Source organism: Enterococcus sp. DIV1090, from assembly GCF_050537975.1.
Taxonomy (GTDB): domain Bacteria; phylum Bacillota; class Bacilli; order Lactobacillales; family Enterococcaceae; genus Enterococcus; species Enterococcus faecalis.
Genome location: NZ_CP172917.1, coordinates 2,473,845 through 2,487,904, shown reverse-complemented (window position 1 = coordinate 2,487,904; position 14,060 = coordinate 2,473,845). Strand labels below are relative to the sequence as shown.

At 37.9% G+C, this 14,060-nt stretch carries 13 protein-coding genes; 10 read left to right on the top strand and 3 right to left on the bottom strand.

Annotation, left to right across the window (positions count from 1 at the left end; translation table 11 throughout):
* Positions 1-219 precede the first annotated feature (219 nt).
* From IGL48_RS12165 to IGL48_RS12150, 4 genes are all read left to right on the top strand, one after another.
* Positions 220-1,542: a bifunctional folylpolyglutamate synthase/dihydrofolate synthase gene (locus IGL48_RS12165; RefSeq protein WP_002371398.1), complete on the top strand. Its 1,323-nt coding sequence runs from the start codon at positions 220-222 to the stop codon at positions 1,540-1,542.
* Entirely contained in the window at positions 1,526-2,185 is a 660-nt protein-coding gene (locus IGL48_RS12160) for an HAD family hydrolase (protein ID WP_002385286.1), read from the top strand. Before IGL48_RS12165 ends, IGL48_RS12160 begins: the two co-directional genes overlap by 17 nt.
* A gap of 55 nt (positions 2,186-2,240) precedes the next feature.
* On the top strand, positions 2,241-2,939 hold the full coding sequence (gene radC, locus IGL48_RS12155) for a RadC family protein (protein WP_002365188.1): 699 nt from the start codon (positions 2,241-2,243) through the stop codon (positions 2,937-2,939).
* Between the two features lie 153 nt (positions 2,940-3,092).
* Positions 3,093-3,293 (top strand): cold-shock protein, encoded by a 201-nt coding sequence (locus IGL48_RS12150; RefSeq protein WP_002355121.1) that lies wholly within the window; start codon positions 3,093-3,095, stop codon positions 3,291-3,293.
* A 105-nt stretch (positions 3,294-3,398) separates the two neighbouring features.
* On the opposite strand, the gene rnjA is transcribed toward IGL48_RS12150, so the two are convergent.
* The 3 genes from rnjA to IGL48_RS12135 all read right to left on the bottom strand — a co-directional run bounded on the left by rnjA (position 3,399) and on the right by IGL48_RS12135 (position 5,990).
* Positions 3,399-5,084, bottom strand: coding sequence for a ribonuclease J1 (gene rnjA, locus IGL48_RS12145; protein WP_002355122.1), 1,686 nt, complete (start codon positions 5,082-5,084; stop codon positions 3,399-3,401).
* Position 5,085: 1 nt separating this feature from the next.
* Entirely contained in the window at positions 5,086-5,298 is a 213-nt protein-coding gene (locus IGL48_RS12140) for a DNA-directed RNA polymerase subunit epsilon (protein ID WP_002355123.1), read from the bottom strand.
* A 305-nt stretch (positions 5,299-5,603) separates the two neighbouring features.
* A complete protein-coding gene (locus IGL48_RS12135) occupies positions 5,604-5,990 on the bottom strand; it encodes a YbaN family protein (protein WP_002355126.1) in 387 nt (128 codons plus the stop codon).
* 228 nt (positions 5,991-6,218) lie between these two features.
* Here IGL48_RS12135 and efrA point away from each other — a divergent pair, with 228 nt between their 5' ends.
* The 6 genes from efrA (at position 6,219) to mltG (ending at position 13,956) form a co-directional block, all read left to right on the top strand.
* Complete coding sequence (efrA, locus tag IGL48_RS12130; RefSeq protein WP_010708444.1) at positions 6,219-7,946, top strand: multidrug efflux ABC transporter subunit EfrA; 1,728 nt, start codon at positions 6,219-6,221, stop codon at positions 7,944-7,946.
* Entirely contained in the window at positions 7,943-9,712 is a 1,770-nt protein-coding gene (efrB, locus tag IGL48_RS12125; RefSeq protein WP_002365186.1) for a multidrug efflux ABC transporter subunit EfrB, read from the top strand. Before efrA ends, efrB begins: the two co-directional genes overlap by 4 nt.
* Before the next feature lie 242 nt (positions 9,713-9,954).
* Positions 9,955-10,446, top strand: coding sequence for a gamma carbonic anhydrase family protein (locus tag IGL48_RS12120; protein ID WP_002355129.1), 492 nt, complete (start codon positions 9,955-9,957; stop codon positions 10,444-10,446).
* Between the two features lie 13 nt (positions 10,447-10,459).
* A complete protein-coding gene (gene wecB, locus IGL48_RS12115) occupies positions 10,460-11,611 on the top strand; it encodes a non-hydrolyzing UDP-N-acetylglucosamine 2-epimerase (RefSeq protein ID WP_025188780.1) in 1,152 nt (383 codons plus the stop codon).
* Positions 11,612-11,685: 74 nt separating this feature from the next.
* Complete coding sequence (locus tag IGL48_RS12110) at positions 11,686-12,363, top strand: HAD family hydrolase (RefSeq protein ID WP_002386325.1); 678 nt, start codon at positions 11,686-11,688, stop codon at positions 12,361-12,363.
* Positions 12,364-12,570: 207 nt separating this feature from the next.
* Positions 12,571-13,956, top strand: coding sequence for an endolytic transglycosylase MltG (gene mltG / locus IGL48_RS12105; RefSeq protein ID WP_002415850.1), 1,386 nt, complete (start codon positions 12,571-12,573; stop codon positions 13,954-13,956).
* Positions 13,957-14,060: the final 104 nt, after the last annotated feature.

Here is a 14,060-nt window from a genome sequence, read left to right as displayed (position 1 = left end):
ATGAATAAGCGTGTTGAACGCTCTAAAAATAGTTTTTAATTGGCTGGCTGGAATGAACCATCCAGAATGTTAGTTTACCATAAGTTCATTAATGTATCCGCTAATAACGCAAAATTATGAAAAATGCAAAAAGTTTTCAAGAAAAAGTTTCAATTGGTTATTAGTGAAAAAGTCACCTAACTTAGTTATAATGTAGAAGAAGACAAGGAGTTGGACAAGATGCAATTAACAATAGAAGAAGCCATTGAATGGATTCATAGCCGGTTACCCTTTGGTTCAAGACCTGGTTTGGATCGGATTAATGCGTTATTAGAAAAAATTGATCATCCAGAAAACAAAGTGCCAACGATTCATATCGCAGGAACCAATGGTAAAGGCTCAACCGTGACATATTTACGCTGTCTATTAGAAGAAATGGGCTTGAAAGTCGGAACCTTTACCTCTCCTTATATTGAATCATTTAATGAAAGAATTGCGATAAATGGTCAACCAATTTCAGACGAACAATTGATTACTTATGTGGAAAAGTATCAACCAATCATTAAAGAATTAGACCAGATCACTGAAGTGGCTGGAATTACAGAATTCGAAACATTGACAGGAATGGCCTTGGACTATTTCGTGAATGAACAAGTGGATATCGCAGTTGTTGAAGTTGGCTTAGGTGGATTACTTGATAGCACCAATGTCGTGATGCCATTATTGACGGGAATTACGACAATTGGGAAGGATCACACAGAAATTTTAGGTGAAACAATTGCTGAAATTGCCTATCAAAAAGCGGGTATTATTAAAGAAAAAGTCCCAGTAGTAACAGGCAACATTTGTGCTGATGCGCTAGCAGTCATTGAAAAAGTCGCACAAGAAAAACAGAGTCCAATTTTTCGTTTTGGCAAAGAGTATCAAGTGGAATATCTACATCCTGATACACAATGGGGGGAAGTATTTAATTTCTATGGAGAAATGGGCAAACTGACAAAGATTAAAGTTCCCTTGTTGGGGCGTCACCAAGTAGAAAACGCGGCGGTAGCTATTCAATTATTTGACAAGTATTGCCAACTACAACATTTGCCGTTTAAAGAACGAGACATTACTCAAGGGTTAGCTAAAGCGCAATGGCCAGCTCGAATGGAACGTCTTAGTGATGAACCGTTGATTGTTTTAGATGGTGCCCACAATGATCATGCAGTAAAACGCTTAGTTGAAAACTTGCGCAAAGAGTTTCCACAACACACGATTCATATTTTATTTTCAGCTTTAGCAACTAAAGATGTGGATGAGATGATTCAGGACTTAAAGCAAGTACCGAATGCGCATCTTTACTTAACTAGCTTTGATTACCCTAAAGCTATTGCACTTACAGAAATGGAAAAATATGAAGACGATTTAACAGAAATTGTGTCTTTATGGCAATTTGGCTTAGGCGAAATTTTAGAAAAAATGTCGACAGATGATTTATTATTAGTAACAGGTTCATTATATTTTGTTTCTCAAGTAAGAGAATTACTTTTAACTATAGGAGGAAATGATGAAGAAATTTGATGGCGTAATTTTTGATATGGATGGGTTGCTTTTTGATACGGAGTTGATTTACTATACATCTACTCAAAAAGTAGCAGATGCAATGGGGTTACCATATAGTAAAGAAGTCTATTTAGACTATGTTGGGATTTCCGATGAAGAAGTACAAGAGAATTACCGACGTATTTATGCATCCTATGGTCATGACACAGTGGAAGAATTTATCCGCCGTTCTTATGATGATACCCTGCAAGAGTTTCGATCTGGTAACGTCCCTTTAAAACCAGGGGTGGTGGAATTCCTCGACTTTTTAGATGATCAAAAAATTCCTCGATTAGTTGCTTCAAGTAACGTCCGTCCAGCAATTGAAATGTTATTAAGCCATGCTGGGATTCAGGATCGTTTTGTAGGAATTGTTTCAGCAGAGGATGTTAAACGAGCAAAACCGGACCCAGAAATTTTTCAAAAAGCACGTCAACTTTTAGGAACAGAAGCCCCGAAAACCTTGATTTTCGAAGACTCATTTCATGGGGTAAGTGCGGCTCATAGTGCGGGCATTCCAGTGATCATGGTACCTGATTTATTGCAACCAACTGAAGTTATCCAAGAGAAAACATTACATGTCTTGGAGAGTTTACATCAAGCGCCACATTATTTAAAATAATAAAAACAACACTCCTTTGCGTAGTTTATTAATGACTAGCAAAGGAGGTTTTTTTATGCAAGTATCGGATCTGTTTATTCGTGAGATGCCGAGTGATTGTTTACCACGAGAACGGCTCTTAGCGATAGGAGAAAAAGCATTATCGAATCAAGAGTTGTTGGCGATTCTGTTACGTACTGGCTCAAAAGAAGCAGACGTGATGACTGTTGCCGCAACGCTGTTAAAACAGTTTAAGCAACTTTCTTATTTGCAGCAAGCCACGTTGAACGAGTTAATGGCTATTAAAGGCATTGGCCAAGTGAAAGCCATTGAATTACGTGCGGCCATTGAATTAGGGTGTCGAATTTATCAAAGTAGTCAAATCAAATTTGGCAAAGTTACGTCCAGTCAACAAGTCGCTCAACGATTACTCCAAGAGATGAAGGGACTGCAACAAGAACATTTAATTTGTATTTACTTGAATACCAAGAATGACATTATCCAACAGAAAACGATTTTCAAAGGTTCACTGAATCAAAGTATTGCTCATCCACGCGAAATTTTTCGGGAAGCGGTTAAATATTCTTCTGCTCGCATACTATTAGCTCATAATCATCCATCTGGCAATCCGACGCCGTCTCCACAAGATATCCAATTTACCAAACGAATGGAAGAATGTGGCGAAATGATGGGGATTCAATTGTTGGATCATATTATTGTTGGTGATAGCGGATACATTAGTTTGAGAGAAGAGAATTTTTTTGCTTCAGAATGAGGACAATTCTTGCAAAAATATTTTATCACGTGTAAAATGAAAGGGTAATCTTGTTTGGAATTATGTAGACTTTTTAAATTTTTTTAAATATTCTATTGGAAGCGAGCAAAGTTACGACTATTTATGTGCAAATGCACGAGGAGGAACAAAAGAATGGAACAAGGAACAGTAAAATGGTTTAACGCAGAAAAAGGTTTTGGGTTTATCTCACGCGAAGACGGAAGCGACGTATTCGTACACTTCTCAGCTATCCAAGGTGATGGTTTCAAAACTTTAGAAGAAGGTCAAGCAGTGACTTTCGATGTTGAAGATTCAGACCGTGGCCCTCAAGCAGTTAACGTAGAAAAAAACTAATAAAAAATAATCCAAAAACACCTAACGCATGTTAGGTGTTTTTTTGTTAGAAAAAATAGAGAAGAAAAATGGACAAGCATTTTTCTTCTCTATTAAATGAGAGCTTTATTGATCACTAACTGTGGCAGTCATAATCATTGGCAGAATCATTGGATGACGTTCTGTTTGTTCAAACAAGAAAGGCTGTAAAGCGGTCGTCATGGCTTCGCCTAATTTTGCTTCGGTACAGTTTTTATCTTTCATTGCTTCACGTAGAGCATTGAATAAAAGACGTTGGCCTTCATGAATCATATCACCAGACTCACGCATGTAGACAAAACCACGGGAAAGAATGTCTGGACCAGCCATAATTTCTTTATTTTTAATATCAACTGTTGCTACCGCTAAAACTAAACCTTCTTCAGATAAGATACGACGATCGCGTAAAACAACATTACCGATATCACCGACACCATTTCCATCAACGTACACGTCATTAGCGTTGAAGTGACCAGCAGGACGTGCGCTATCAGCCGTTAAAGCTAAGACATCGCCGTTGCCCATGATAAAGCAATTTTCTTCAGGAACCCCTGTATCTTGAGCGAGCGAAGCATGGATTTTTAACATTCTAAATTCACCATGAACAGGCATGAAATATTTAGGCTTCATCAAGCGAAGCATTAATTTTTGCTCTTCTTGTCCACCGTGACCAGAAGTATGGATATTATTGATTTTTCCGTGGATAACTTCTGCACCGGCTTCAGATAATAAGTTGATTAAACGGTTAACGCTTGTCGTATTTCCAGGAATTGGTGAACTTGAGAAAACAACCGTATCGCCTGGTTGAATACTAATTTGGCGATGTGTACCGTTAGCAATCCGACTAAGCGCGGCCATAGGTTCTCCTTGAGAGCCAGTACATAAAATCATTGTTTCATTTGCTGGCAATTGATTCAGTTCCGCCGCATCGACAAACGTTCCTTTTGGCACTTTGATGTAGCCTAAGCGTTCGCCATTGACAATGGCATTTTCCATGCTACGACCAAAAACAGCAATTTTGCGACCTGTTTTCACGGCTGCATCAGCAGCTTGTTGTAAACGGAAAATGTTTGAAGCAAAACTGGCAAAGATAATCCGACCATCAATTTTTTCAAAGATTTTTAAAATAGAGGTCCCAATTGTTTTTTCGGATTTTGTAAAGGTGGGTATTTCAGCATTGGTACTGTCTGAAAGAAGACAAAGGACGCCTTCTTCACCTAATTTCGCCATTCTGTGTAAGTTGGCTGGCTCACCAACGGGTGTAAAGTCAAACTTAAAGTCACCTGTTGCGACAATGTTACCAGAAGGCGTTTTAACCACAACGCCCAAGGCATCAGGAATACTGTGAGTCGTCCGGAAAAAACTAATCGCTGTTTTTCTAAAACGAATCACCGTATCTTCATTAATTTCGTGTAATTCCGCTTCTCGCAATAAACCATGTTCATCTAGTTTGTTGGTAATTAAAGCCAAGGCTAGTGGTCCCGCATAGATTGGGATATTCGCTTGACGTAAAAGATAAGGAACGCCACCAATATGGTCTTCATGACCGTGGGTAATAACGAGTGCTTTGACTTTATGCAAATTTTGAACGATGTAGCTATAATCTGGAATCACGTAGTCAATCCCAAGTAAATCATCTTCTGGGAATTTGATCCCAGCATCAATAATGATAATTTCATCTTGGAATTGTACCCCATATGTGTTTTTTCCAATTTCGCCTAAACCACCGATTGCAAAAACGCCAGTTTCGTTATTTTTTATGTTTACTTTCATGTTAAAACTCCGTTAGAGTGAAGTCCGCATGTTCTTGCTCGTAAGCAAGATGTTTTTCGTCTAATAATTGAACGTATTCAATATTGTATGGGGTATTTTCTTCAACTAATTGGCGCACGATTACATCGCTATCGGCTTCCATGTAAAGAGATTTTGTGTCTTCTCTTTTTGGGTTTCTGATTTTTGTTTCTTGATAGTATACTTTGTAAATCATCGATTCATTTCTCCTTCAGCTACTAATAGTAGCAATTTATAGTTTTTTTCATTTTAAGACAGAAAATTAAACACAACAAAACGAGGTGCTGATCACCTAAAAAAGAATGCTCATCAAAAACATCTGTTAATGATGAAATGAAGCCTCGACTTTGCTTCATTCTGGGTATTTGATTTTATGTGTTCTTTTTTCAACCGTCCCGTGTGTTGTGAATAACAACAATTAAGCTTATTTTATCATAGAATGATAAGGAAGTATAGAAACACTCACTGGACTTTTAAAAAAAACAAACTTCTTGTTTCACCTTATTCTTGATCAAGTTCGAGTGCCTTTTTTTTAGGACGCCAATACCAACTTAAGCCGATCACGTGGGCTAAATAAACAATCGCTAAAGTCGTAGTCATCAACGTATTTCGGACAATTAAACACGGAATGGCAAATAAAAGAAACATGGAAATAAATAGTTTCCATTTACCTTTACGAGTAATTTTTTTCTCAAAGAAGGCTTCTTGGATATATTTTTGATAATAAGAAGAAGCTAAAAATTTGTTATAAAGTTTATCTGAACTACGCATCCAAAAAAAGGCCGTTAATAAATAAAAACCAGTGGTGGGTAAAAGCGGCAAAAAGATTCCTAACGTGCCTAAAGCAAACGTACAGGAACCGAGAAAAATGAAGAATAATTTTTTCATTCAAAGGGTCCTTTCAGTTTTTCCCAATTATGGCACAATCAAAAGGAAGTAGCAATTTTAATCGTATAAGTAAATCATTAAAATTATCTATTTTTTAGAAAATCTAAAAGGGAAAGGATAGAAAGAGAAAGGCTGTTTTTTCTAGCCAGACAGCTTGTATTACCGATTTCTTTTTGATACAGTGGGGGTACTAGAAAATTTAAAGTAAGATAAGAAGGAGATGATTAATTGAAGTTAATGTGGCGTTACACAATGCGTTATAAGAAATTACTTTTTGCTGATTTTATTTGTGTGTTTGGTTTTATTTTGATTGAATTAGGCTTGCCGACCATTTTAGCACGAATGATTGACAAAGGAATTATTCCTAAAGATATGGACTATATTTATCAGCAAGGGATTTGGATGGTTGTAATTACGATTATTGGTGTCGCAATGAATATTTTGCTAGGGTACTTTGGTGCCAGAATTACAACAAATATTGTTCGTGATATTCGTGATGATTTATTTGAAAAGATTCAAACTTTCTCACACAGTGAATATGAAAGTATTGGGGTTTCTTCCTTAATTACGCGAACTACCAATGATGCATACCAAATTATGCTCTTCATGGGAAATATTTTACGTCTTGGCTTTATGACGCCAGTGATGTTTATTGCCAGTCTTTACATGGTGATGCGAACGAGTCCGTCGTTAGGAATGTACGTTTTAGGTGCCTTGCCTTTTCTGCTGCTAGCAGTTGTCGGAATTGCTCGTTTGTCAGAACCGTTATCTAAAAAGCAACAAAAGAACTTAGATGGAATCAATGGGATTTTAAGAGAAAATCTTTCTGGATTGCGGGTAATACGCGCATTTGTTAATGAAAAATTTGAAGAATCTCGTTTTAATAAAGTTAATGAAACTTACACTAAAAGTTCAAAAAGCCTGTTTCGTTTAATGGCAGCAGCCCAACCAGGGTTCTTTTTCTTATTTAATATTGTAATGGTCTTAATCATTTGGAGCGGGACTGTTCAAATCAGCCATGGGGATTTAGAAGTTGGGAATTTAATTGCTTTTATTGAATATATTTTTCATGCGCTGTTCTCGTTTATGTTATTTGCCAGTGTCTTTATGATGTATCCGCGGGCTGCGGTTTCGGCTTCGCGGATTCAAGAAGCCTTAGATATGGAACCAGCTATTCGTGAAGAAGAAGGCGTAACAGAAACAGCTACTAAAGGCTATCTAGAGTTTAAAAATGTAACCTTTGCCTATCCTGGACATGCGGAAAGCCCAGTCATCCGCAATGTAAGTTTTAAGGCGTCACCTGGTGAAACAGTGGCCTTTATTGGGAGCACAGGTAGTGGGAAATCAACATTAATTCAATTGATTCCACGGTTTTATGATGTATCAGAAGGTGAAATTTTAATCGATGGAGTGAACGTAAAAGAGTACAAACTTAGTGCATTACGCAATAAGATTGGCTATATTCCACAAAAAGCGTTACTTTTTACTGGTACAATTGCTGATAACCTTCGCTACGGTAAGGAAGATGCGACGTTAGAAGAAATGGAACGAGCAATTGACATTGCTCAAGCCACAGAATTTGTTTCACAAAAACCGCAAGGCTATGATGAACCTCTTTCAGAAGGTGGCACGAACTTTTCTGGTGGTCAAAAACAACGTTTAGCTATCGCACGGGCGATTATTCGCAATCCGGAAATTTATATATTTGATGATAGTTTTTCTGCGTTAGATTATCAAACAGATGCAAATTTACGAGCGCGTCTGAAAAAAGAAACAACAGAATCCACTGTTTTAATTGTGGCACAACGTGTTGGAACAATTATGCATGCGGACCGCATTGTTGTTTTAAACGAAGGCGACGTGGTCGGAATTGGCACACATCGTGAATTACTTGAGACTTGTCCAATTTACTATGATATTGCGGCTTCTCAATTGTCAGAGGAGGAATTAGCATGAAACACGCCTTTTCTTCTATGAAACGAATCGGTCGCTATATTAAACCGTACCGAGTGACGTTTTATTTAGTTATTTTATTTACAATATTAACCGTTGCCTTTAATGCAGCGTTGCCTTATTTGACTGGATTACCAACGACAGAAATTAGCCGTAATATTGCGGCTGGCGAATCCATTAATTTTGATTATGTAATCCAATGTTTAATTTGGATTTTAGTTGTGGGAACAGGTTATTGTGTGGCACAATTTTTGTCAGGCTTTTTAATGACGAATGTCGTTCAACAATCCATGCGCGATTTACGTCGCGATATTGAAGAAAAAATCAATCGTTTGCCAGTTTCTTATTTTGATAAGAACCAACAAGGAAATATTTTGTCACGGGTGACGAACGATGTGGATGCTGTCAGCAATGCGATGCAACAAAGTTTTATCAATATTGTTTCAGCAGTCTTAGGTATTGTGATGGCGGTAGTGATGATGTTCTTAATCAATCCGCTGATGGCGATTTTTTCAGTAATTATGATTCCGTTGTCTCTGATTATTTCAAGAACAATTGTTAAAATCTCCCAGAAATATTTCCAAGGAATGCAAAATTCTTTAGGAGACTTAAATGGTTATGTTCAAGAAAATATGACTGGGTTCAGTGTTTTAAAACTATATGGTCGGGAAAAAGAAACCCTTGAAGGCTTTAAACAAGTCAATCATCGTTTAAATGGTTTTGGTTTCAAAGCATCCTTTATCTCAGGATTAATGTTGCCATTGGTTCAGATGACCGCTTATGGGACCTATATCGGGGTAGCTGTCCTTGGTAGTTACTATGTGGTTGCTGGTGTGATCGTAGTGGGGCAATTACAAGCGTTTATTCAATATATTTGGCAAATTAGCCAACCAATGGGGAATATTACGCAGTTGTCTGCGGCTTTACAAAGCGCTTCAGCTTCGACCATGCGGATTTTTGAAATCCTAGATGAACCAGAAGAAGAACTTAACGAACAAGATGTTCCTTTACCAGAACCTATTTTAGGCTCTGTTGAATTTGAAAATGTCAGCTTTAGTTATGACCCAGAAAAACCGTTAATTCGTAATTTGAACTTTAAAGTTGATGCGGGCCAAATGGTTGCGATTGTGGGACCAACTGGCGCTGGGAAAACAACCTTAATCAACTTACTGATGCGTTTTTATGATGTAACAGAAGGCGCCATTAAAATTGATGGCATTGACACGAAAAAAATGAACCGTAGTGATGTCCGATCTGTATTTGGAATGGTATTGCAAGATGCTTGGTTGTATAAAGGTACCATTGCAGATAACATTCGTTTTGGGAAGTTGGATGCCACGGATTATGAAGTTGTGGATGCAGCGAAAACGGCCAATGTGGATCACTTCATTCGGACAATGCCAGACGGGTATGAAATGGAAATCAATTCTGAGGGAGATAACGTTTCCCTTGGTCAAAAACAATTGTTGACCATTGCCCGAGCGGTAATTTCTGATCCGAAAATTTTGATTTTAGATGAGGCGACTAGTTCAGTCGATACACGCTTGGAAGCCTTAATTCAAAAAGCAATGGATCGTGTTATGGAAGGACGAACGAGTTTCGTTATTGCCCACCGCCTATCAACTATTCGTGAAGCTGATTTAATTCTTGTTATGAAACAAGGAGAAATCATTGAAAAAGGTACGCATCATGAGTTGCTGGAACAAGGTGGCTTCTATGAAAAACTATACAATAGTCAATTTGCTGAAGAAGGCGACTATGAGGAATAAAAAGAGGTCGGGACAGAAGCGTTTAACTCCGAGAAATAAGAAGGAATTTCCGAAAATTGTTCTGTAATTTTTGGAGAATTCCGGCTTATTTCCGAAGGAGTTGCTTTTGTTCCCGCCGTTTATCAGTTTTTGAGCGTGGAGCAAAAATCCAAAGTGATTTTTGTCCCACGCTCTTTTCTTGTCTTTTTTACTATGAAAGTGAGGAATTCTTGTCTATACTTAATGAAAAGAGGTGACAGAGTTTGAAAAAAGAATATTTTATTGCTGCTAGTGCAGATGTCTATGGAAACGTACAACTAGCGAAGGATAGTAATATTTGGTTTCAGTCGGTCTTAAGAGGTGACAGTAACACAATTACCATTGGTGAAGGTAGTAATATTCAAGATGGCACGATTATTCATGTTGATGAAGATGCCCCGACAATTGTAGGCAAGTATGTAACAGTGGGTCATCAATGCATGTTACACGGGTGTAAAATCGGTGATGGTGCTTTGATTGGCATGGGTTCAACCATTCTAAATAACGCTATTATTGGAGAAAACAGCCTGATTGGTGCGGGCTCTTTAGTGACAGAAGGCAAAATTATCCCGCCAAATGTTTTAGCATTTGGTCGACCAGCGAAGGTTATCCGTCCGTTAACGGCAGCAGAAATAGCTAGTAATCATACGAACGCCTTACATTATATCCAACGAGCAGAAGAATTTCGCCAACAAAAATACCCGAAACTAACATAGAATTAGGAGGAAAATGATGAAGAAAATTAAAGTAATGACGGTTTTTGGAACACGGCCAGAAGCAATCAAAATGGCCCCTTTAATCAAAGTTTTAGAAGAGCAAAGTCAAGGATTTGACTCTGTAGTAGTCGTAACAGCGCAACATCGCCAAATGTTGGATCAAGTGTTAGAAGATTTTCAAATTACACCGAATCATGATTTAAATATCATGAAAGATGGGCAAACCTTAACAGATATTACAAGTCGTGTTTTGAATTTATTAACTGAGGTTCTTGTGACAGAACAGCCGGATATTGTCTTGGTTCATGGCGATACAACCACGTCATTTGCGGCTGCGTTAGCTGCTTTTTATCAACAGATTCCGGTGGGACATGTGGAAGCAGGATTACGGACCTGGCAAAAATATTCTCCGTTTCCGGAAGAAATGAATCGTCAACTGGTAGATGTGTTAACTGATATTTATTTTGCCCCAACTACTCAAAGTAAGGACAATTTAATCAAAGAAAATCATCCAGAAGAACATATTTATGTAACTGGCAATACAGCGATTGACGCGATGGCGTACACTGTTGATGCCCACTATCAAAATGATTTATTGGAAAAAATCCCTACGGACCAACGCATCGTGCTAATTACAATGCATCGTCGTGAAAATTTAGGCCTACCAATGGCAAATGTGTTTAAAGCTGTTCGTCGACTTGTAATGGAACATCCAGAAATTGAAGTCATTTTCCCTATGCACAAAAATCCCAAAGTCCGTGAAATAGTAGCGGAACACTTAGGTGAATTAGCTCGTGTGCATTTAATTGAACCATTGGATGTCAAAGATTTTCAAAATTTTGCAGCGAAAAGTGCGTTAATTTTAACTGATTCTGGTGGTGTGCAAGAAGAAGCTCCTTCCTTAGGTGTGCCAGTTTTAGTTTTACGAGATACAACGGAACGTCCAGAAGGCGTAGCGGCAGGAACATTGAAATTGGTTGGTACAGACGAACAAGTAGTCTATCAAGAGGCGAAAACATTATTGACTAATTCTGATGCTTACCACGCGATGGCGCATGCACAAAATCCGTATGGGGATGGTCAAGCTAGCCGCCGAATCGTTGAAGCCATTGCCTATGAAATGCAGCAATCAGATAAAAAACCAGATACGTTTACAGCAAAATAAATAAAAAGGCAGAGAAGCGCTGAAAAATGTGCTTCTTTTGCGTATCTTATTTTGAAGAATCAATTAGACAAAAAATGCTAGAAAGTAGTGAAGTGAAGATGTATCAAACGATTTTATTTGATTTAGATGGCACAATTACGGATTCTGGTAGCGGCATTATGCGTTCTATTTTGTACGCAACAGAACAATTAGGCTGGCCAGCTCCTAGCGAGGAGACGTTACGTTCTTTCATAGGGCCGCCTTTATATGAGTCATTTTTGCACATGGCGCCTTCAGCTGAAGCAGCGCAACAAGCCGTGGGTCATTATCGAGCGTATTATCAGAGAAAAGGTATGTTTGAAAACCATGTGTATCCAGGGATTCCAGAAGTGTTAACAAGGTTAAAGGAAGCGGGAGCAAAGTTATACATTGCGACTTCCAAGCCAGAAGAATTTGCTAAAAAGATTATTACTCATTTTGATTTAGATCGTTATTTTACAGGCATCTATGGAGCGAGTATGGACGGTCATCGTTCTAAAAAAGCAGATGTGATTCAGTATGCATTAACGGAAGCTCAATTAGATCCAACCAAAGAAGCGATTATCATGGTTGGTGATCGTAATCATGACATTCTTGGTGCTCAACAAAATGGCTTAGATAGTATAGGTGTCTTGTATGGATTTGGTGAAGAAACAGAATTACAAGAGGCGGGAGCAACATTCCTAGTACAATCGCCTAAAGACTTAGGTGCTATTTTGCTACAAAATTCTTAATAGAAAATGGATTTTCGATAAATTTAGGAGGATTTTAAGATTTATTATCGTTTCAATAGAAAAGCGCCATCATAGGCTTTAAACGTTGTCAATGATGAATTTTTTATCGGGGAATGACGGTCTTTTTATTAAAAACATTTAATTTTAAAGAGGTTTCATGTATAATAGTTTCAGTCATAAACGATAGAATAGTAAGGAGGGTTAGTTTTGGCTAATGATAACCAAAATAACCAAGATCCCAAATCTTCGCTTAGAGATCAAGTAACTGGGTCTTTAAAAGGTAGAAATGATGGCGATCAACCTGATTCCTCTGAAAAAAATGATAGGTCTCCCCAACCTTCATCTGATGAATCACAAGAAACAGCGAGCCGCACAACACAAACACGTGCAGGTTCTAGAGCTGCTCGAAGACGTGGGAAAGACAAGACAACACAGACAGTCGAAGAGCCAACCCCGATTGAAACAGACGAAAAGCCAACAAATACAAAAAAACAAACACGTAAAAAAGAAGATCGTTTAGTCGGTCGTATCGTGTTAATTGTAGTTTCTGTATTGGTTTTAATGATGGCAATCTTTGGGTTTACTTTTTATAAATATGTAGATGCTGGGCTACAGCCACTAGACAAGAACAATAAGAAGCTTGTTCAAGTGCATATCCCAGAAGGATCTTCTAATAAGCAAATTGCTGCGGTTTTAGAAGAAAGCAACGTCATTAAAAGCGGAATGGTTTTTAACTACTACGTAAAATTTAAAAACTTAACAGATTTTCAAGCGGGCTATTATCAAATGTCTCCAAGCATGACACTCGATGAAATTGGTGAAATGCTAAAAGAAGGAGGCACGCCAGAACCAACTAAAATCGCAGATGGCAAAGTAACGATTCCTGAAGGCTACGATATAGATAAAATTGGCGAAGCTATTGAAAAAAATACAGATTTCAAGAAAGCAGATTTCATTGCATTAATGAAAAACGAAGACTTCTTCAATCAAATGAAGGCTAAGTATCCTGATTTACTTGAAAGTGCTGCAACCGCAGAAGGTGTTCGTTATCGCTTAGAAGGCTATTTGTTCCCGGCAACTTATGATTACTACAAAAAAGCAACACTTCCTGAATTTGTCGAACAGATGGTTGCTAAAATGAACACAGTAATGGAACAATATACGCCGACAATTCATGCAAAGAATTTAACCAATCAGCAAGTTTTAACGTTAGCTTCATTGGTTGAAAAAGAAGGAGTCAAAGAAGCAGACCGCAAACAAATTGCGCAAGTATTCTTTAACCGCTTGGCTGCCGATATGCCAATCCAATCAGATATTTCTATTTTGTATGCTCTAGGAGAACACAAAGAAACTGTAACGTATGCTGACTTGGAAGTGGACTCGTCTTATAACTTGTATAAAAATACTGGTTATGGACCAGGACCATTAGATAGCCCAAGTGAGGAGTCAATTAAAGCAGTCTTGAATCCGACACCAAGTGACTATTTATACTTTGTAGCAGATATTTCTACAGGAAAAGTCTACTTCTCAAAAACATATGAAGAACATCAAGTATTAGTAGATCAGTATGTCAATAATTCAAGTAGTGAATAAAATGAAAACATAAAAGAGCTTGGTGAATCAATTTTGTATGATTCACCAAGCTTTTAGATACTCAAAAAGTAATCTGTTTAACAGAGGGAAAGAGTAGCAACTAG

Bases quoted from the DNA above. Each gene is read 5' to 3' on its own strand.
- IGL48_RS12165 (WP_002371398.1), top strand. From the start codon at position 220: ATGCAATTAACAATAGAAGAAGCCATTGAATGGATTCATAGCCGGTTA.
- IGL48_RS12160 (WP_002385286.1), top strand. From the start codon at position 1,526: ATGATGAAGAAATTTGATGGCGTAATTTTTGATATGGATGGGTTGCTT.
- radC (WP_002365188.1), top strand. From the start codon at position 2,241: ATGCAAGTATCGGATCTGTTTATTCGTGAGATGCCGAGTGATTGTTTA.
- IGL48_RS12150 (WP_002355121.1), top strand. From the start codon at position 3,093: ATGGAACAAGGAACAGTAAAATGGTTTAACGCAGAAAAAGGTTTTGGG.
- rnjA (WP_002355122.1), bottom strand. From the start codon at position 5,084: ATGAAAGTAAACATAAAAAATAACGAAACTGGCGTTTTTGCAATCGGT.
- IGL48_RS12140 (WP_002355123.1), bottom strand. From the start codon at position 5,298: ATGATTTACAAAGTATACTATCAAGAAACAAAAATCAGAAACCCAAAA.
- IGL48_RS12135 (WP_002355126.1), bottom strand. From the start codon at position 5,990: ATGAAAAAATTATTCTTCATTTTTCTCGGTTCCTGTACGTTTGCTTTA.
- efrB (WP_002365186.1), top strand. From the start codon at position 7,943: ATGAAACACGCCTTTTCTTCTATGAAACGAATCGGTCGCTATATTAAA.
- wecB (WP_025188780.1), top strand. From the start codon at position 10,460: ATGATGAAGAAAATTAAAGTAATGACGGTTTTTGGAACACGGCCAGAA.
- IGL48_RS12110 (WP_002386325.1), top strand. From the start codon at position 11,686: ATGCTAGAAAGTAGTGAAGTGAAGATGTATCAAACGATTTTATTTGAT.